This window comes from Pseudomonas sp. NPDC089422 (assembly GCF_044749405.1).
Taxonomy (GTDB): Bacteria; Pseudomonadota; Gammaproteobacteria; order Pseudomonadales; family Pseudomonadaceae; genus Aquipseudomonas.
Genome location: NZ_JBIVHW010000004.1, coordinates 190,386 through 208,223, shown reverse-complemented (window position 1 = coordinate 208,223; position 17,838 = coordinate 190,386). Strand labels below are relative to the sequence as shown.

Below are 17,838 nucleotides of genomic sequence, written 5' to 3'. Positions count from 1 at the left end.
TCGCGACACAAGGCCGCTCCTGCAGGAAATTGCGCTCTCCTGCAGGAGCGGCCTTGTGTCGCGAAAGGGGCGCAAAGCACCCTCCGCTAACGGATGCAACTCATGGCCAAGCGTAATCAGCCCACCGCCTCACCCCCGGCCACCCTCGGCGAAGGCTGCCTGGCCCGCTACGACCCCGAAGCCCTGAGCGACGACGACGGCACCGACTTCCCCGAGGCCGCCGAATTGTGGCGCCAGCTCAACCCGCCTGACGCCGCCAGCGCTCCAGCAGCGGACGCGCCAGCAGGCAGACAAACACCGGCCCACCCGCCAGCAGATAAAAGTAGTAAGTGATCGCCCGCCAGATCAGGATCGCCGCTGCGGCGGTCGAACTGCCCACCAGCGGTGTCAGCAGGCTGGCCGAGGTCAGCTCGGCGGCACCGGCACCACCGGGCAGCAGGCTGAATTGGCCGGCACTGAGCGACAGCATCTGCACCAGGAAGCTCGGGATCCACGACAGCTCCACCCCCAGGCCCTGCAGTACCAGGTACAGCACGCTGTAGCGCAGGCTCCAGTGCAGGCAGGTGAGGGCGAACACCAGCGCCAGCGTGCGTTTTGGCAACTGCCAGGTCTGTGCCAGGGCGTCGATGAAGTGCAGGGCCTTGCGGGCCCAGCGGCGTCTGCGTTTGCCAGGCATGCCCAGGCGTTGCAGCAGGCGCCCGTTGAAGCGCATCACGGCCCGCCGATAACGCAGCAGCACGACGATCATGGCCAGGGCGGCGCACAGCAACAATGCGCTGCCCAGCAGCATGCTTTGCTGACTGCGCCCGAGGCTGTGGAACAGGGCATAACCGGCAATCGCCAGCATTGCGCAGAAGAAGAACAGCAGGTCGCTCAGCTGATCCATGGCAAACACCGCGCCGCTGCGTGCCGGCCCGATGCGGTCACGGGCGAGCAGGGCCATGAGGGTGATCGGCCCGCCGCTGCCGCCTGGGGTGGTACAGATGGCGAACTCGGTGGCCATCACCACGCCGAGGCTGCGCGCACGGCCAAGCTGTGTTGCTTGCTCGCCGAGCAGCAGGCGCAGGCGCATGGCATTGATCACCCAGCACAGCAGGATCATGCCGAGCAGGGTCAGCAACAGCCTGGTGTCGAAGGCCGACAACCTGGGCAGCAGTTCCTTGCCGCCGAGCAGCGCCGGCACCAGCAAGGCACCGGCCAGTGTCACGGCCAGCCAGCCGAGGCGGTTCATGCGATCACCTGGCGCTCCAGCCAGGCCGACTTGGTCAGCGGCTCGCGGCCTTGCAGCAGCAGGTTGTCGAGGGTGCGCAGCCAGTAGTTGCGCGCAGAGCGGTGGCGCATGTCCACCGGGTGCAAGCCCAGGCGCAGGGTGTCTGCTGTACGCCAGCGCCGGCACTGCCAGTCGCAGACCACCCTCGACAGCCCCCGGCGCCAGGCGCTGCGTGCGCTCCACACCAGCCCCGGCGCCTCGAACGCGGTGAAGTCCGGCAGGCGGTACAGATGCTGGGGCGTGCTGGTGTAGCGCAACGGCAGCTGGCTCAGTGCCTGTCGCGTGCCTTGGCTCATCAGCCAGGCCGGGGCGACAAAACCGGCCACCGGCCAGCCTTGCCCGGCAAACAAGGCCAGCCCTTGCTCCAGGCGCTGCAGGGCTTGCGCCTGGTCGAGGGCATAGAACTCGCCTTCGTGAGTGTAGATACGCCGCATGAAATATTCGCCAAGGCTGCGTGGCGTGGGCCCGTCGTCGGCGTGGTAGAAACCGTGCAGCGCCAGTTCGTCACCCCGGGCCAGGCGCCGTTCGAGCAGGCGGCAGAAGGTCGGCGAGCGGGTCAGCGCGTTGCGGTGATGGAAGTCCGGCACCACCAGCCAGGTCATCGGTACGTTGCCCATCTCGTCCACGGCTTGCACGAACGGCTGGTAGTCCGGCCAGGTTTCAGGCGCGATATCGTGCAGCACCAGCATCAGGCTGCCCGAGTTGCCGCCGGCCTCAGCCATGGGCGCGTACCTGCGGTTGGTGGCCGAGCACTGCCTGGTAGTGCTGCAGCAGGCCGGTCACCACGTTGTCCCATGAATAATGTTGTTCCACATGTTGGCGGGCCTGGGCGCCGAGCTTGCGCACCCCGTCCTCGAACGCTTCGCGAACGGCCAGGGCCATGGCCTGGCCGTCGTTGGCCCGGCACAGGCGCCCGCAGTGTTCGTTGACGATCTCGCCGAAGGCCCCCGCACGTACGGCGACCACCGGAGTGGCGCTGGCCATGGCCTCGAGGATGACCAGGCCGAAGGTTTCCTGGTCACCGGCGTGCACCAGCAGGTCGGCGCTGGCCATCAGGCGGGCGACTTCCTGCGGTGGGCGGAACTGGTCGATGACGCTGACATTCTCCGGCACGCTGGCCGGCATGTTCGAGCCGACCAGCAGCAGGTGATAGGGGCGCCCCAGGTGTTGCATGCATTCGAGCAGCACCGGCAGGTTCTTCTCCCGAGAACCGCGCCCGGCATAGATGAGCAGCCGGCTGGTATCGGCGATGCCCAGCTGGGCCCGCAGGTGTGGGTCGCGATGGTCGGGGTGGAAGGTCTGCAGGTCGACGCCCAGGCGCTGCACATGCACGTCACGCACCCCCAGGCGGCGCAGCTTATCGGTCATCACCACACTGGGAGCCAGCACCCGGTCGAAATTGCCATACAACTTGCTGACATAGGCCTCGACATTGGGCGTGAACCAGTTGCCCATGCGGTTGCTCACCAGCAGCGGCAGGTCGGAGTGGTAGAAGCCGATCACCGGCACGTCGAGCTTGCGCCGCGCTTCCAGTGCCGCCCAGGCGGTGAGGTAGGGGTCGCCGACTTCGATCAGGTCGGGCTTGAGGCGGCGCAGCACGTTGCACCAGGGCGCCAGGCGCACCGGGAAGCGGTAGCCTTTGCCGAACGGCAGGGGCGGGGCGGGAACCAGGTAGATGCCATCGGCATGGCTGGCGCTGGGGCCGGGGATCAGGAGGCTGTGGCGTACGCCCGGCAGGGCGTCGAGGCGATGGTGTTTGGCGTCGAGGTAAGTCCGCACGCCGCCGCTGGCCGGGGCGTAGAACATGGTGATGTCGGCGATGTGCACGATCAGCATCCCTCCGGGATCGTCTTCGGGTGTGTCATCTGGCGATGACGCGCCTAAAGGTTGACCTTCCTCAAGGATAGTTTGTTCGGTCGGGGTTGGGCGGGAGGGCGGTGGTGGATTCTTCGCGGCCGAAGCCGCTCCCACAGGGATTTCCACAATCCTGTAGGAGCGGCTTCAGCCGCGAAGCAGGCGACGCGGTCTGACGGTCAGATGCGGAAGCTGCCGACCAGGTGCTTCAGGCGGGTGGCCTGCTGCTCCAGGTCCGAGCAGGCGCGCAGGGTGGCCTGCAGGTTCTCGACACCTTCCTGGTTAAGCATGTTGATCTCGTTGATGTCCATGTTGATCGAGTCGACCACGGCGGTCTGCTCTTCGGTGGCGGTGGCCACCGACTGGTTCATGCCGTCGATCTCGCCGATACGCACGGTCACGCTGTCCAGGCGCTCGCCGGCCTGGTTGGCGATCTGCATGCTGTCCTGGCTGTGGCGCTGGCTCTGGCCCATGGTATCGACCGACTCGCGGGCACCCACCTGCAGCTCTTCGATCATGCTCTGCACCTGCTGCGCCGACTCCTGGGTACGGTGCGCCAGGTTGCGGACTTCGTCGGCGACCACGGCAAAACCACGCCCGGCTTCACCCGCGCGGGCCGCCTCGATCGCGGCATTGAGCGCCAGCAGGTTGGTCTGCTGGGAAATGCTGGTGATCACTTCGAGGATCTGGCCGATGTTCACGGTCTTGCTGTTGAGCGTCTCGATGTGCGCGCTCGACGTGACGATCAGGTCGGACAGGCGGTTCATCGCAGCGATGTTGCGCTCCACTACCTGCTGGCCTTCCTCGGCCAGCAGGCGCGCGGAGCTGGCGTGCTGCGAGGCCTGGGCGGCATTGCCAGCGATTTCCTGGGCGGCGGCGCCAAGTTCGTTGATGGCCGCAGCGACACTGTTGGTGCGGTTGGACTGCTCGTCGGAGTTGGCCATCGACGAGTTCGAGGCGCTGATCACGCGCAGGGCCACCTCGTTGACTTGCTCGGTCGCCGACGACACTTCGCGGATCGAGCCGTGGATACGTTCGACGAAGCGGTTGAAGGCCTTGCCGAGAATGCCGAACTCGTCGTGGTTGTGGATGCTCAGGCGCTTGGTCAGGTCGCCTTCACCTTCGGCGATGTCTTCCATGGCGCGGGTCATGGTGTGCAGCGGCTGCATCAGCACGCGAATCAGCAGGCCGAGCAGGCCGATGATGATCACCACCGCCACCAGGGTGGCGATCACCGCCGAAGTGCGGAAGGTGCTGAGCATGGCAAAGGCCTTGTCCTTGTCCACCGACAGGCCGATGTACCAGTTGGCCGAGGGCAGGCCCTTGATCGGGGTGAAGGTCAGCAGGCGAGCCTGGCCGTTGGCGTCGACTTCGGTCAGCTCGCCGGACAGTTTCGGCGTCTGCTGCGGGAACAGGTCCGACAGCGACTTCATCACCAGTTCCTTGTCCGGGTGGACCAGGATCTTGCCCTGGTCGTTGACCAGGAAGGCATAACCCATGCCGCCGAAGTTCAGCGAATTGATGATCTGCACCAGGCCGTCGAGCGCCAGGTCGCCACCGACCACGCCGACGCTGGCGGACACCTTGCTGAGGATGCCGATGACCATCTTGTTGGTGGTCAGGTCGATGTACGGCTCGGTAAGAATCGCGCCCTGGGCGTTCATGCCGTCCTTGTACCAGGGACGGCTACGCGGGTCGTAGCCATCGGGCATCTTGGCGTCCGGGCGTACACTGAAACCACCATCGACCTTGCCCAGGTAGACCGTGAGGAAGCTCGAGATCAGGGCATTCTGGCCCATCAGTGTTTCGGCGTTGGCCGGTTGCTGGGCAATATTCTGCGCCAGGTTTTCCACCAGCTTGATACGGCCATCGAACAGGTTGCGGATGTTGGTCGAAGTGGACTCGCCCATTTCAGCCAGATAATTCTCCAGATTCTCGCGGATCGCATTACGCTGGAGGTAATCGTTGTAAAGGGTGAACAGGCTGAAGGCGAGTATCACGATCAATGACGCAGCCAAAAGAATCTTGTGGCTGAAACGCAGGTTTTTGTTCATGGCGTAATCGGTTCCGCTAAGGTTTTTATCGGGCGTTCGCACGGTATCGCTGCAAACAGTGCAACATCCCGAAAAGTCCTTTTTCGGTTGCTCCTGTCTATTAAGGCGAATATCACCCAAAGGTATCGGCCGAATTAAGCCAAAGCTTGAGCGGGGGATTAGAGAGATGTCGGATACTTCGACCATAGTTGTAGGCGCTGACCCGAGCGGTCAGCCAGTGCAGCAAGCCATGCGCCTGGCCAATCGCCACGGCCTGGTCGCCGGTGCTACCGGCACCGGCAAGACCGTGACCCTGCAGCACCTGGCGGAGGTGTTCAGCGATGCTGGCGTGGCGGTGTTCGCGGCAGACGTCAAAGGTGACCTGTGCGGCCTAGGGGCGGCAGGTGCGCCACAAGGCAAGGTGGCCGAGCGGATCGCTGGCATGCCATGGCTCGGGCATACGCCAAAAGCCTATCCGGTAACGCTCTGGGATGTGGCGGGGCAGTCCGGCCACCCGTTGCGTACCACCCTCAGCGAAATGGGCCCGTTGCTGCTCGGCAACCTGCTGGAGTTGACCGACAGCCAGCAAGCCGCGCTGTATGCGGCATACAAGGTGGCGGATCGCGAAGGTTTGCTGCTGCTCGACCTGAAAGACCTCAAGGCCTTGTTGGCGCACCTGAAGGACAACCCGCAACTGCTGGGTGAAGACAGCGCGTTGATGACTACCGGCTCGACCCAGGCCCTGTTGCGCCGGCTGGCAACACTTGAGCAGCAAGGTGCCGAGGCGCTGTTTGGCGAGCCGGCGCTGCAACTGGAGGACCTGTTGCGGCCGGATGTCGATGGCCGCGGGCGTATCCACCTGCTCGACGCTAGCCGGCTGGTGCATGAGGCGCCGAAGGTGTACGCGACCTTCCTGCTGTGGCTGCTGGCTGAGCTGTTCGAGCAGTTGCCGGAGCGCGGTGATGCCGACAAACCGTTACTGGCGCTGTTCTTCGATGAGGCACATCTGTTGTTCAACGGCACGCCGAAAGCACTGCAGGACCGCCTGGAGCAGGTGGTGCGGCTGATCCGTTCCAAGGGGGTTGGCGTGTATTTCGTCACCCAGTCGCCGGGCGATCTGCCCGATAGCGTGCTGGCCCAGTTGGGCTTGCGTATCCAGCACGGCCTGCGCGCCTTCACCGCCAAAGAGCAGAAGTCGCTCAGGGCCGTGGCTGATGGCTTCCGCCCGAACCCGGCGTTTGACAGCCTGGCGGTGCTGACCGAACTGGGGATTGGCGAGGCGTTGGTCGGCACGCTGGAAGACAAGGGCACGCCGGCGATGGTCCAGCGGGTATTGATCGCACCACCGCAGTCACGGATCGGGCCGTTGAGTGCGGCTGAGCGCAGCGCGTTGATAGCGGCTTCGCCTTTGCTGGGGCGGTATGACAAGGCGATTGATCGGGAGTCGGCGTATGAAATGCTGACCCAGCGCAAAGGAGAGCCAGCGGAGCCGGCGCCAGTGCCAAAGGCGGACGAAGAGAGTTTCACTGACAAGGCGGGTGAGTTTTTGCAGAGTGCGGCGGGGCAGGCGATCAAGTCGGCGGTACGCCAGGCGGCCAATCAGTTGGGGCGGCAGTTGGTGCGTGGGTTGATGGGGTCGTTGCTGGGTGGCAAGAAAAGGTAAGTACCCACGAAAAAGGCGCCCTGGGGCGCCTTTTTCAGTACAGCACAATCGCTCAGGCCAGTGCCTTGGACGCCAGCCAGAACAGGCCGGCCGCCAGGCCCATCGAGGCCGGCAGGGTCAGTACCCAGGCCAGCAGGATGGTCTTCACGGTGCCGCCTTGCAGGCCGCTCTTGTTGGCGACCATGGTGCCGGCAACGCCGGACGACAGCACGTGGGTGGTCGACACCGGCAGGGCGAACACGTTGGCCAAGCCGATGGCGCAGGCCGCGGTGATCTGTGCCGACATGCCCTGGGCATAGGTCATGCCTTGCTTGCCGATCTTCTCGCCGACGGTCAGCACCACACGCTTCCAGCCGACCATGGTGCCCAGGCCCAAGGCCAGGGCGACGGCTACGATCACCCAGAACGGGGCGTATTCGGTGGTGGCGGTCAGGTCCTTGCGCAGCTTCTCGAGGTCGGCCTTTTCACGGGCGTCCAGGCCAGGCAGCTTGCCGACCTTCTTCGCGGTGTCGTCCAGGCACAGCAGGTAGCGGCGCACTTCGACACGCTTTTCTGCATCCAGCGCGTGGTAGTCGGTCACGCCTTGCAGCGAAGACTGCAGGGCGGCGATGGTCGGTTCGGTCTGCTGCGGGTTGCAGCTGAACTGCTCCGGCAAGTCGGTCGACTTGGCCTTGCCCAGTGCCAGGAACTCGCCCAGGGTGGCGGCGTTGCGCTGGTAGAACTGGCTCATGTGCAGGGTGGCATCACGGGTGCGCTCGATCTGGTAGGTAGTGCTGTTCAGATCGAGGACGAACTTGGCCGGAACGATACCGATCAGCACCAGCATGATCAGGCCGATGCCTTTCTGGCCATCGTTGGATCCGTGCACGAAGCTCACGCCCATGGCCGAAATCACCAGGACCAGGCGGTTCCAGAACGGTGGGTGCTTCTTGTCGTCGAGCTTGCGGCGCTGGTCCGGGGTTTTATGCATCTTCGACAGCGGGCGCCACCATTTCAGGCCGACCAGCACCAGTGCAGCGACAGCGAAGCCGGCGATTGGCGAGACCACCAGCGACATGGCGATGTCGATCGCCTTCTGCCAGTTGACGCCATCGCCCAGCGGAATGTCGTTGATCAGTGCGTTGGCCAGGCCCACACCGAGGATCGAGCCGATCAGGGTGTGCGAGCTGGAAGCGGGGATGCCGAAGTACCAGGTCCCGAGGTTCCACGTGATGGCCGCGGCCAGCAACGAGAAGACCATGGCCAGGCCATGCCCGGTATTCACATTGATCAGCAGTTCGACCGGCAGCAGGTGCACGATGGCGTAGGCCACCCCGACACCACCGAGCAGAACGCCGAGGAAGTTGAACACCCCGGAGAAGAACACGGCCAGGTGTGGTGGCATGGCTTTGGTATAGATGACGGTGGCTACCGCGTTTGCGGTGTCATGAAAGCCATTGATGAACTCGAATGCGAGCACGAAGGTCAGGGCGAGCAGCAGGCTCACCAATACCCAGGCATCCAGTCCGCTGAATAAATCGATCATGAAGGTTGTCTGGCGGTCATAGGGGGGCGGGATTATGCCAGAAAACCTTGGCAATCGATGCACCCACTGCTGACCGATGGCAGCTTTGTGAGCGCTCTCTCAGCCCAGCAGCAGACGTGATCTGGCGGAAAAAGTTCCGTTAAAAATCAGGAAATCGCCAAAAATCCGTTAAATTTCTGGAAAAACCCTGGCGTCGTAACGCTTCAAACGGTTGTATGAAATTTGTGTAATTCCATTTCATCCTCGGCCATTCGGTAAAGATCAGCCGCGTCGTGGGCGCCTGGCCCGCGACGTGATGGCAGTGCAACAGGCAGCTCAGGGCTGCTCGCTGCGCAGTTCCTTTTCCATTTTTTCCAGTTCCTGGCTGAAGGCCTGGTCCTGAACAGTGGCGCGTTTGCGCCAGGGCTTGCGTTCCGGTTCCGGTTGCGCGGCATAGGTGGTGACTTCACCACCGTAAACTTCCTTGTAACGTTCTGCCTGGCGCTCGAGTTCCGCGCGCAGTTCATCTTTCGTCACAGTAATACCTGAATGAGTAGAAGTGGCTGGTGTTGCATGCAGGTGCTAGTTGCCCATGCACACGCCGTGCTGGTTGGCGGATGAAAGCCGGGCCAGTATTTGCATTGCCGGAGTGTCGATCCGGGCCAGCGGAATCGATTATAGCAATCGGTAAATCGCCAAACAGGGATATTTATGTAATAGCGTGCAAAGTTTCAAGACCACAGGCGGCCTGTACAAACTTTGAGCAAACAGCACCTGGAAGCGTTCACTGTCTTTTTACCGCAAGGCGCAAATAAAACGGCCCCGCACGAGGCGAGGCCGTTGCCTGGGGACTTCTACGGTGGGTACCTGACCAGTCTCTCCAAAGAAGCCACATGTGGCAGGAGAAAGGTATAAGTAAATTTGTCGGCGGTCAATTGCGATTATCGGCCGTTCGTTCGATAATCGCACGAGCCAGCGATTTTTTTGAGGTGAGCGATGAACGACGAAACCACGGCCAACGATTCTGCCAACCCAGAGGTGTCGCGCCCGAGCGCACCCGCACTGGCACCGCCAATCGTGGCCTCGCCGGCCAAGCGCATTCAGGCGTTTACCGGTGACCCTGACTTCATGACCTCCCTGGCGCGTGGCCTGGCGGTGATCCAGGCCTTCCAGGAGCGCAAGCGCCACCTGACCATTGCCCAGATCAGCCACCGCACCGAAATCCCCAGGGCCGCTGTACGGCGCTGCCTGCACACGCTGATCAAGCTGGGTTACGCCACCACTGACGGGCGCACCTATTCGCTGTTGCCGAAGGTGCTGACCCTGGGCCATGCCTACCTGTCGTCGACGCCGCTGGCGGTGTCGGCCCAGCCCTATCTGGACCGCATCAGCGACCAGTTGCACGAGGCTGCCAACATGGCCACCCTCGAAGGCGACGACATCCTTTATATAGCCCGTTCGGCCACGGTCGAGCGGCTGATTTCGGTCGACCTTTCGGTTGGTGGGCGGTTGCCGGCCTATTGCACGTCCATGGGGCGCATCCTGCTGGCGGCGATGGACGACACCAGCCTGCGCGAATACCTCGATCGCGCCGACCTCAAGGCGCGCACCAGCCGTACCCTGAATGACCCCGAGTCGTTGTTCGCCTGTATCCAGCAGGTGCGGGAGCAGGGCTGGTGCGTGGTCGACCAGGAACTCGAGCAGGGGCTGCGCTCGATCGCCGTGCCCATCTACGATGCGTCCGGGCAGGTGCTGGCGGCGCTGAACGTGAGCACCCATGTCGGGCGGGTGACGCGCAGCGAGCTTGAACAGCGCTTCCTGCCGATCCTGCTGGCGGCCAGTCGCGACCTTTGCCACCAGTTGTTCGGTTGACGGCATGGGCGACACTGTTTCCTGTTCGATAAACGCACAGTGTCGCTCCGGGTCAATTGCGCCTCCCGCAATCGCTGATTAATGTCTCTCGCAACGGTCGGCTCTGCCGACCGATACAAGAAAAATATAAGAGGCGCATCCCATGACCACTGTCACTCGACTGCCGCGGCCGCACCCGTTCGCAGTACCGTTGTATCCAGGCTGATTCAGGCCGCACTTCATCGCTATTCAAGCCCTGTACTGTTACCCCAGGTGCAGTGGCCCGACCGTGCCCCCTTTCTGGATAACAACAATGAACCAACCACACTCTGTCGGGAATACGCTCGACGTCCAGTCGTTCATCAATGAACAACCGCTGTCGCGCTATCAGTGGCGCGTGGTGATCCTCTGCTTTCTGATTGTCTTCCTCGATGGCCTCGATACAGCAGCCATGGGCTTCATTGCCCCAGCCTTGTCGCAAGAGTGGGGCATCGACCGTGCCAGCCTTGGCCCGGTGATGAGCGCTGCGTTGATCGGCATGGTATTCGGTGCCCTGGGTTCCGGGCCGCTGGCCGACCGTTTCGGGCGCAAGGGCGTGCTGGTCGGTGCGGTGCTGGTGTTTGGTGGTTTCAGCCTGGCTTCGGCCTATGCCGGCAACGTCGACCAGTTGCTGGTGCTGCGTTTCCTCACTGGCCTGGGGCTGGGGGCGGGGATGCCCAATGCCACCACGCTGCTGTCCGAATACACCCCGGAACGCCTCAAGTCGCTGCTGGTGACCAGCATGTTCTGCGGCTTCAACCTGGGTATGGCCGGTGGTGGTTTCATCTCGGCGAAGATGATCCCGGCCTATGGCTGGCATAGCCTGCTGGTGATCGGTGGCGTGCTGCCGCTGCTGCTGGCCGTGGTGCTGCTGGTCTGGCTGCCGGAATCGGCGCGCTTCCTGGTGGTGCGCAACCGCGGTAACGACAAGGTGCGCAGGACCTTGGCGCCGATCGCGCCGGCGGTGGTGGCGCAGGCGGCCAGCTTCAGCGTACCGGAGCAGAAGGCCGTGGCTGCGCGCAACGTGTTTGCGGTGATCTTCTCCGGGACCTATGGCCTGGGCACGGTGCTGCTGTGGCTGACCTACTTCATGGGCCTGGTGATCGTCTACCTGCTGACCAGCTGGCTGCCAACACTGATGCGCGACAGCGGCGCGAGCATGGAGCAGGCGGCGTTCATCGGCGCGCTGTTCCAGTTCGGCGGCGTGCTCAGCGCCGTAGGGGTAGGCTGGGCCATGGACCGCTTCAACCCGCACAAGGTCATCGGCATCTTCTACCTGCTGGCCGGGGTGTTTGCCTACGCCGTAGGCCAGAGCCTGGGCAACATCACCCTGCTTGCCACCCTGGTGCTGGTGGCTGGCATGTGCGTCAACGGCGCGCAGTCGGCCATGCCGTCGCTGGCCGCTCGTTTCTACCCGACCCAAGGTCGCGCCACAGGCGTATCGTGGATGCTGGGCATCGGCCGCTTCGGCGCGATTCTCGGGGCCTGGAGCGGTGCGACGCTGCTGGGCCTGGGCTGGAATTTCGAGCAGGTACTGACTGCATTGCTGGTGCCGGCGGCGCTGGCGACGGTGGGCGTGATCGTCAAAGGGCTGGTGAGCCACGCCGACGCGACGTGATCAGGTGGGGCCGCACAAAGGCCCCACAAGCGGAGATGGATAGCAGGGCAACATTTTGTTCGATAACCGCACATTTAGTCGATTATCGAATTGTAAGCGACCCCCCTGTCTCCTTAATCTGGGCTCAACGTAGCACCCCTGGCAGGAGAAGCCTGATGCGTGAAGTATTTATCTGTGACGCCATCCGCACCCCGATCGGCCGTTTCGGCGGCGCCCTGGCCGGCGTGCGCGCCGACGACCTGGCCGCTGTTCCGCTGAAGGCACTGATCGAACGCAACCCGTCGGTACAGTGGGACCAGCTCGACGAAGTGTTCTTCGGTTGCGCCAACCAGGCCGGTGAAGACAACCGCAACGTCGCGCGCATGGCCCTGCTGCTGGCTGGCCTGCCAGAGAGCGTCCCGGGCGTGACCCTGAACCGCCTGTGTGCCTCGGGCATGGACGCCATTGGCACTGCCTTCCGTGCCATTGCCAGTGGCGAAATGGAGTTTGTGATTGCCGGCGGCGTCGAGTCGATGTCGCGTGCGCCGTTCGTCATGGGCAAGGCCGAAAGCGGCTACTCGCGCAACATGAAGCTGGAAGACACCACCATCGGCTGGCGTTTCATCAACCCGCTGATGAAGAGCCAGTACGGCGTCGACGCCATGCCGGAAACCGCCGACAACGTGGCTGACGACTACCAGGTTTCCCGCGCTGACCAGGACGCCTTTGCCCTGCGCAGCCAGCAGAAGGCTGCTGCGGCCCAGGCTGCCGGTTTCTTCGCCGAAGAGATCGTGCCAGTGCGTATCGCTCACAAGAAGGGCGAAACCATCGTCGAGCGTGACGAACACCTGCGCCCTGAGACCACGCTCGAAGCGCTGACCAAGCTCAAGCCGGTCAACGGCCCGGACAAGACCGTCACCGCGGGCAACGCCTCCGGCGTGAACGATGGTGCCGCCGCACTGATCCTGGCCTCGGCCGAGGCGGTGAAGAAACACGGCCTGACCCCACGTGCCCGCGTACTGGGCATGGCCAGTGCCGGTGTTGCCCCGCGTGTCATGGGCATTGGCCCGGTGCCGGCGGTGCGCAAGCTGACCGAGCGCCTGGGTGTGGCGGTGAATGATTTCGATGTGATCGAGCTCAACGAAGCCTTTGCCAGCCAAGGCCTGGCAGTGCTGCGTGAGCTGGGTGTGGCCGACGATGCGCCGCAGGTGAACCCCAACGGCGGCGCCATCGCCCTGGGCCACCCGCTGGGCATGAGCGGTGCGCGCCTGGTGCTGACTGCGCTTCACCAGCTGGAGAAGAGTGGCGGGCGCAAGGGCCTGGCGACCATGTGTGTGGGCGTCGGCCAGGGCCTGGCGTTGGCTATCGAGCGGGTTTGACCTGTATCGGCCTCTTCGCGGGACAAGTCGGATCGCCGCACCGCCGCTCCTACAAGGGAACCACGCTGCCCCTGTAGGAGCGGCGGTGCGGCGATCCGACTTGTCCCGCGAAGACGCCGGCACTTACGACACAAGGCCAATTGCCAGCCTGTAAGCGGAACGAGTGTGTTACTAGGTATGTCTAGACTTACCTAGGACCCCTCCAGGAGTAAAACCGTCATGACCTCAACCTATTACACCGGTGAAGAGCGCAGTAAACGCATCTTCGCCATCGTCGGTGCCTCTTCCGGCAACCTGGTGGAATGGTTCGACTTCTACGTCTATGCCTTCAGCGCAATCTACTTCGCCGCGTCCTTCTTCCCCTCCGACGACCCCACCGTGCAGCTGCTCAACACGGCCGGTGTATTTGCTGCAGGCTTCCTGATGCGCCCGATCGGTGGCTGGATCTTCGGCCGCCTGGCCGACCGCCATGGCCGCAAGAATTCCCTGATGATCTCGGTGCTGATGATGTGCTTCGGCTCGCTGATGATCGCCTGCCTGCCGACCTATTCGAGCATCGGTGCCTGGGCACCGGCGCTGCTGTTGCTCGCGCGGCTGATCCAGGGCCTGTCGGTGGGGGGCGAGTACGGCACCACCGCGACCTACATGAGTGAGGTGGCCCTGCGCGGCCAGCGCGGCTTCTTCGCGTCGTTCCAGTATGTGACCCTGATCGGCGGCCAGTTGCTGGCGGTGCTGGTGGTGGTGATCATGCAACAGCTGCTGACCGAGGAAGAGCTGCGCGCCTGGGGCTGGCGCATTCCGTTCGTGGTCGGCGCCATCGCCGCACTGATCTCGCTGATGCTGCGCCGCTCGCTGCACGAGACCAGCAGCGCCGAAACCCGCAAGGACAAGGACGCCGGCACCATCAAAGGGCTGTTCCGTAACCACACCGCAGCGTTCATCACCGTGCTGGGCTACACCGCCGGTGGCTCGCTGATCTTCTACACCTTCACCACCTACATGCAGAAGTACCTGGTCAACACGGCAGGCATGCCTGCGAAGACCGCCAGTTTCGTGATGACCGGCGCGCTGTTCCTGTACATGGTGATGCAGCCGTTCTTCGGCATGCTCTCCGACCGCATCGGCCGGCGTAACTCGATGCTGCTGTTTGGTGCGTTGGGCACGATCTTTACCGTACCGCTGCTGATGGCGCTGAAGACCGTGAGCAGCCCGTTCATGGCCTTCGTGCTGATCACCCTGGCCCTGGGCATCGTCAGTTTCTACACCTCGATCAGCGGCCTGGTGAAAGCCGAGATGTTCCCGCCGCAGGTCCGTGCGCTGGGCGTGGGCCTGGCTTACGCGGTGGCCAACGCGGCATTTGGTGGCTCGGCCGAGTACGTGGCCCTGGGCCTGAAGACCCTGGGCATGGAAAACACCTTCTACTGGTACGTGACGGCCATGATGGCGATCGCCTTCCTGTTCAGCCTGCGCCTGCCGAAGCAGGCGGAATACCTGCACCACGATGATTAAGGACGTTGCATGAGCAACCAACTGTTCGACGCCTACTTCACCGCGCCGGCCATGCGCGACGTGTTCTCCGACCGCGGCCGCCTGCAGGGCATGCTCGACTTCGAGGCCGCGCTGGCCCGTGCCGAGGCTGCGGCCGGCCTGGTGCCGCACAGTGCCGTGGCGGCCATCGAGGCGGCCTGCCAGGCCGAGCGCTATGACGTGCGCGCCCTGGCGGATGCCATCGCCACCGCCGGCAACTCGGCGATCCCGCTGGTCAAGGCGCTGGGCAAGGTGATCGCCAGTGGTGTGCCCGAAGCCGAACGCTATGTGCACCTGGGCGCCACCAGTCAGGATGCGATGGATACCGGGCTGATCCTGCAGTTGCGCGATGCGCTGGCGCTGATCGAAGCCGACCTTGGCAAGCTGGCCGAGACCCTGGCGCGCCAGGCCTTGCAGCATGCCGACACACCGCTGGTTGGCCGCACCTGGCTGCAACATGCCACGCCAGTCACCCTGGGCATGAAGCTGGCAGGTGTGCTTGGTGCCTTGACCCGCCACCGCCAGCGCCTGCAGGAATTGCGCCCGCGTCTGCTGGTGCTGCAGTTCGGCGGTGCTTCCGGAAGCCTGGCGGCCCTGGGTAGCAAAGCCATGCCGGTGGCTGAAGCGCTGGCCGAGCAACTCAAGCTGAGCTTGCCCGAGCAGCCTTGGCACACCCAGCGTGATCGCCTGGTGGAGTTCGCGTCGGTGCTGGGCCTGGTTGCCGGCAGCCTGGGCAAGTTCGGCCGTGATGTCAGCCTGCTGATGCAGACCGAAGCCGGTGAAGTGTTCGAGCCTTCCGCGCCGGGCAAGGGCGGTTCCTCGACCATGCCGCACAAACGCAATCCGGTGGGTGCCGCGGTGCTGATTGGCGCCGCTACCCGCGTACCCGGCCTGCTTTCGACGCTGTTCGCCGCCATGCCCCAGGAGCACGAGCGCAGCCTCGGGCTGTGGCATGCCGAATGGGAAACCTTGCCGGACATCTGCTGCCTGGTCTCTGGCGCCCTGCGCCAGGCCCAGGTGATTGCCGAAGGCATGCAAGTGGATGCCGAGCGCATGCGCCGCAACCTCGACCTGACCCAAGGCCTGGTGCTGGCCGAAGCGGTCAGCATCGTGCTCGCCCAGCGCCTGGGCCGTGACCGTGCCCACCACTTGCTGGAGCAGTGCTGCCAGCGGGCCGTGGCCGAACAGCGCCATTTGCGCGCCGTGCTGGGTGACGAGCCGCAGGTCAGTGCCGAACTGAGCGCGGAAGAACTCGACCGCCTGCTCGACCCTGCCCATTACCTCGGCCAGGCCCGCGTCTGGGTGGCGCGCGCCGTGGCTGAACATCAACGTTTGACTGCCTGAAGGAGACCGCTGTGGCGCACTTGCAACTGGCCGATGGCGTACTGAACTATCAACTCGACGGCCCGGCCGATGCGCCGGTGCTGGTCCTGTCCAACTCGCTGGGTACCGACCTGGGCATGTGGGACAGCCAGATTCCGCTGTGGAGCGAACACTTCCGCGTGCTGCGCTACGATACCCGTGGCCACGGCGCTTCGCAGGTCACTGAAGGCCCGTACAGCATCGAGCAACTGGGCCAGGATGTACTGGCGCTGCTCGACGCCCTGGACATCCAGCACGCGCACTTCGTCGGCCTGTCCATGGGTGGCCTGATCGGCCAGTGGCTGGGTATCCATGCCGGCGCGCGCCTGCACAGCCTGACCCTGTGCAACACCGCGGCCAAGATCGCCAACGACGAAGTGTGGAACACCCGTATCGACACCGTGCTCAAGGGCGGCCAGCAAGCCATGGTCGACCTGCGCGATGCCTCCATCGCCCGCTGGTTCACCCCGGCGTTTGCCCAGCAGCAGCCGCAAGAGGCCCAGCGCATCTGCCAGATGCTGGCGCAGACCAGCCCGCAAGGGTATGCCGCCAACTGCGCGGCCGTGCGTGACGCCGACTTCCGTGAGCAACTGGGCCGCATCCAGGTGGCCACATTGATCGTCGCCGGTACCGAAGACGTGGTCACCACGCCTGAGCATGGCCGCTTCATGCAGGCCGGTATCATCGGTGCCACCTACGCCGAGTTCCCGGCGGCGCACCTGTCCAACGTCGAGATCGGCGAGGCATTCAGCCGCCGCGTGCTCGACTTCCTGCTGGCTCGCTGAGGAATTGGCCATGGACGAGAAACAACGTTACGACGCTGGCATGCAGGTTCGCCGCGCGGTGCTGGGCGATGCCCACGTGGACCGCAGCCTGGAGAAGCTCAACGACTTCAACGGCGAGTTCCAGGAAATGATCACCCGGCATGCCTGGGGCGACATCTGGACCCGCCCAGGCCTGCCGCGTCACACCCGCAGCCTGATCACCATTGCCATGCTGATCGGCATGAACCGCAACGACGAGCTCAAGCTGCACCTGCGTGCGGCGGCCAACAACGGCGTGACCCGCGACGAGATCAAGGAAGTGCTGATGCAGAGCGCTATCTATTGCGGTATTCCGGCAGCCAATGCCACCTTCCACATGGCCGAGTCGGTCTGGGATGAGCTGGGCGTAGAATCGCGCGGTTAAACCCCGCGCATGGCCACTGGCCCGGCATTGGCCTCCACGGCCTGTTTCAATGCCGGGCACAGGCCCAGCATGAATGCCGCTTCAGCCACCACGAACAGCGGGCCGATGATCAGCCCGCTGATATCGTCGACGAACGCCGGCTTGCGGCCTTCGTAATGATGCCCGACGAACTGGATGATCCAGCCCACCACGAACGCCCCCAGCCCGGCGCTGAGCCACAGGCCGGTGGACTGCGTGGCCAGTGCCTGGCCGACCCACAGGCACAAGCCCAGCAGCAGGCCCATGACCAGACCGAAGCGCAGGTCCAGGCGCAGGTAGAACCGCACGGCAGCGGCAGCGGCGAGCAGGGCGGGGGATAGCCAGATGCCGGCCAGGTCCCAGCCCGGGCGGGACAGCAGCACCGTGACGGCGACGACGATCAGCGGAATGCCGACGAAGTGGGTGGCGATGTTGCGTGGGTCACGGTGGTAGTTGGCGTATTGGCTCAGGTGCTCGACGAGGTTTTTCATTGTTGTTCCTCCCTGGGTGGCCGATGGCTCGATATAGCTGAGAATAGCCCGCAGTCACCACC

15 protein-coding genes and 2 pseudogenes are annotated in these 17,838 nt (G+C 64.0%); 9 read left to right on the top strand and 8 right to left on the bottom strand.

The genetic code is table 11. The features are described from left to right. Window positions 1-102: 102 nt before the first annotated feature. A complete protein-coding gene (locus ACIPZ8_RS09575; protein ID WP_400721958.1) occupies window positions 103-333 on the top strand; it encodes a hypothetical protein in 231 nt (76 codons plus the stop codon). Here ACIPZ8_RS09575 and ACIPZ8_RS09570 read toward each other — a convergent pair. The 5 genes and pseudogenes from ACIPZ8_RS09570 to ACIPZ8_RS09550 form a co-directional block, all read right to left on the bottom strand. After that, on the bottom strand, window positions 239-1,231 hold the full coding sequence (locus ACIPZ8_RS09570; protein ID WP_400721956.1) for a lysylphosphatidylglycerol synthase transmembrane domain-containing protein: 993 nt from the start codon (window positions 1,229-1,231) through the stop codon (window positions 239-241). The two genes, ACIPZ8_RS09575 and ACIPZ8_RS09570, sit on opposite strands and share 95 nt — an antisense overlap. Then, window positions 1,228-1,992, bottom strand: coding sequence for a DUF2334 domain-containing protein (locus ACIPZ8_RS09565; RefSeq protein ID WP_400721954.1), 765 nt, complete (start codon window positions 1,990-1,992; stop codon window positions 1,228-1,230). Before ACIPZ8_RS09565 ends, ACIPZ8_RS09570 begins: the two co-directional genes overlap by 4 nt. Continuing rightward, the gene (locus ACIPZ8_RS09560) at window positions 1,985-3,106 is read right to left on the bottom strand and encodes a glycosyltransferase family 4 protein (RefSeq protein WP_400721951.1); all 1,122 of its coding nucleotides are present in this window, start codon (window positions 3,104-3,106) and stop codon (window positions 1,985-1,987) included. The genes ACIPZ8_RS09565 and ACIPZ8_RS09560 overlap by 8 nt, the downstream gene beginning before the upstream one ends. Before the next feature lie 197 nt (window positions 3,107-3,303). Then, a pseudogene (locus tag ACIPZ8_RS09555) lies at window positions 3,304-3,900 on the bottom strand (methyl-accepting chemotaxis protein); the annotation flags it as partial. A gap of 261 nt (window positions 3,901-4,161) precedes the next feature. Beyond that, window positions 4,162-5,178 (bottom strand): annotated as a pseudogene (locus ACIPZ8_RS09550) (cache domain-containing protein); the annotation flags it as partial. Between the two features lie 166 nt (window positions 5,179-5,344). Here ACIPZ8_RS09550 and ACIPZ8_RS09545 point away from each other — a divergent pair. After that, a complete protein-coding gene (locus tag ACIPZ8_RS09545) occupies window positions 5,345-6,820 on the top strand; it encodes a helicase HerA-like domain-containing protein (RefSeq protein WP_400721948.1) in 1,476 nt (491 codons plus the stop codon). Window positions 6,821-6,872: 52 nt separating this feature from the next. Here ACIPZ8_RS09545 and ACIPZ8_RS09540 read toward each other — a convergent pair whose 3' ends face one another. Continuing rightward, complete coding sequence (locus tag ACIPZ8_RS09540; RefSeq protein ID WP_400721945.1) at window positions 6,873-8,345, bottom strand: inorganic phosphate transporter; 1,473 nt, start codon at window positions 8,343-8,345, stop codon at window positions 6,873-6,875. 315 nt (window positions 8,346-8,660) lie between these two features. Continuing rightward, window positions 8,661-8,861 (bottom strand): hypothetical protein, encoded by a 201-nt coding sequence (locus ACIPZ8_RS09535; RefSeq protein WP_027917930.1) that lies wholly within the window; start codon window positions 8,859-8,861, stop codon window positions 8,661-8,663. 459 nt (window positions 8,862-9,320) lie between these two features. On the opposite strand from ACIPZ8_RS09535, the gene pcaR reads away from it, so the two are divergent. The 7 genes from pcaR to pcaC all read left to right on the top strand — a co-directional run bounded on the left by pcaR (window position 9,321) and on the right by pcaC (window position 17,267). Further along, a complete protein-coding gene (gene pcaR / locus ACIPZ8_RS09530) occupies window positions 9,321-10,196 on the top strand; it encodes a pca regulon transcriptional regulator PcaR (protein WP_400721942.1) in 876 nt (291 codons plus the stop codon). A 292-nt stretch (window positions 10,197-10,488) separates the two neighbouring features. Beyond that, entirely contained in the window at window positions 10,489-11,832 is a 1,344-nt protein-coding gene (locus ACIPZ8_RS09525; protein WP_400721939.1) for an MFS transporter, read from the top strand. 152 nt (window positions 11,833-11,984) lie between these two features. After that, window positions 11,985-13,190, top strand: coding sequence for a 3-oxoadipyl-CoA thiolase (pcaF, locus tag ACIPZ8_RS09520; protein ID WP_205524627.1), 1,206 nt, complete (start codon window positions 11,985-11,987; stop codon window positions 13,188-13,190). A gap of 219 nt (window positions 13,191-13,409) precedes the next feature. Further along, window positions 13,410-14,699 carry an MFS family transporter gene (locus ACIPZ8_RS09515; protein WP_400721936.1) on the top strand — a complete coding sequence of 430 codons (1,290 nt, stop codon included), beginning with the start codon at window positions 13,410-13,412 and terminating at the stop codon, window positions 14,697-14,699. 9 nt (window positions 14,700-14,708) lie between these two features. Next, complete coding sequence (locus ACIPZ8_RS09510; protein ID WP_400721933.1) at window positions 14,709-16,061, top strand: 3-carboxy-cis,cis-muconate cycloisomerase; 1,353 nt, start codon at window positions 14,709-14,711, stop codon at window positions 16,059-16,061. An 11-nt stretch (window positions 16,062-16,072) separates the two neighbouring features. Continuing rightward, the gene (gene pcaD / locus ACIPZ8_RS09505) at window positions 16,073-16,864 is read left to right on the top strand and encodes a 3-oxoadipate enol-lactonase (protein ID WP_400721930.1); all 792 of its coding nucleotides are present in this window, start codon (window positions 16,073-16,075) and stop codon (window positions 16,862-16,864) included. Between the two features lie 10 nt (window positions 16,865-16,874). After that, complete coding sequence (pcaC, locus tag ACIPZ8_RS09500; RefSeq protein ID WP_085675148.1) at window positions 16,875-17,267, top strand: 4-carboxymuconolactone decarboxylase; 393 nt, start codon at window positions 16,875-16,877, stop codon at window positions 17,265-17,267. Here pcaC and ACIPZ8_RS09495 read toward each other — a convergent pair. Beyond that, entirely contained in the window at window positions 17,264-17,776 is a 513-nt protein-coding gene (locus tag ACIPZ8_RS09495; RefSeq protein WP_400721927.1) for a DUF962 domain-containing protein, read from the bottom strand. The genes pcaC and ACIPZ8_RS09495 overlap by 4 nt on opposite strands. Between the last annotated feature and the right edge of the window lie 62 nt (window positions 17,777-17,838).

Bases quoted from the DNA above. Each gene is read 5' to 3' on its own strand.
- ACIPZ8_RS09525 (WP_400721939.1), top strand. From the start codon at position 10,489: ATGAACCAACCACACTCTGTCGGGAATACGCTCGACGTCCAGTCGTTC.
- ACIPZ8_RS09540 (WP_400721945.1), bottom strand. From the start codon at position 8,345: ATGATCGATTTATTCAGCGGACTGGATGCCTGGGTATTGGTGAGCCTG.
- ACIPZ8_RS09560 (WP_400721951.1), bottom strand. From the start codon at position 3,106: ATGCTGATCGTGCACATCGCCGACATCACCATGTTCTACGCCCCGGCC.
- ACIPZ8_RS09515 (WP_400721936.1), top strand. From the start codon at position 13,410: ATGACCTCAACCTATTACACCGGTGAAGAGCGCAGTAAACGCATCTTC.
- pcaR (WP_400721942.1), top strand. From the start codon at position 9,321: ATGAACGACGAAACCACGGCCAACGATTCTGCCAACCCAGAGGTGTCG.
- pcaC (WP_085675148.1), top strand. From the start codon at position 16,875: ATGGACGAGAAACAACGTTACGACGCTGGCATGCAGGTTCGCCGCGCG.
- ACIPZ8_RS09565 (WP_400721954.1), bottom strand. From the start codon at position 1,992: ATGGCTGAGGCCGGCGGCAACTCGGGCAGCCTGATGCTGGTGCTGCAC.
- ACIPZ8_RS09510 (WP_400721933.1), top strand. From the start codon at position 14,709: ATGAGCAACCAACTGTTCGACGCCTACTTCACCGCGCCGGCCATGCGC.
- ACIPZ8_RS09570 (WP_400721956.1), bottom strand. From the start codon at position 1,231: ATGAACCGCCTCGGCTGGCTGGCCGTGACACTGGCCGGTGCCTTGCTG.
- ACIPZ8_RS09545 (WP_400721948.1), top strand. From the start codon at position 5,345: ATGTCGGATACTTCGACCATAGTTGTAGGCGCTGACCCGAGCGGTCAG.
- ACIPZ8_RS09575 (WP_400721958.1), top strand. From the start codon at position 103: ATGGCCAAGCGTAATCAGCCCACCGCCTCACCCCCGGCCACCCTCGGC.
- ACIPZ8_RS09495 (WP_400721927.1), bottom strand. From the start codon at position 17,776: ATGAAAAACCTCGTCGAGCACCTGAGCCAATACGCCAACTACCACCGT.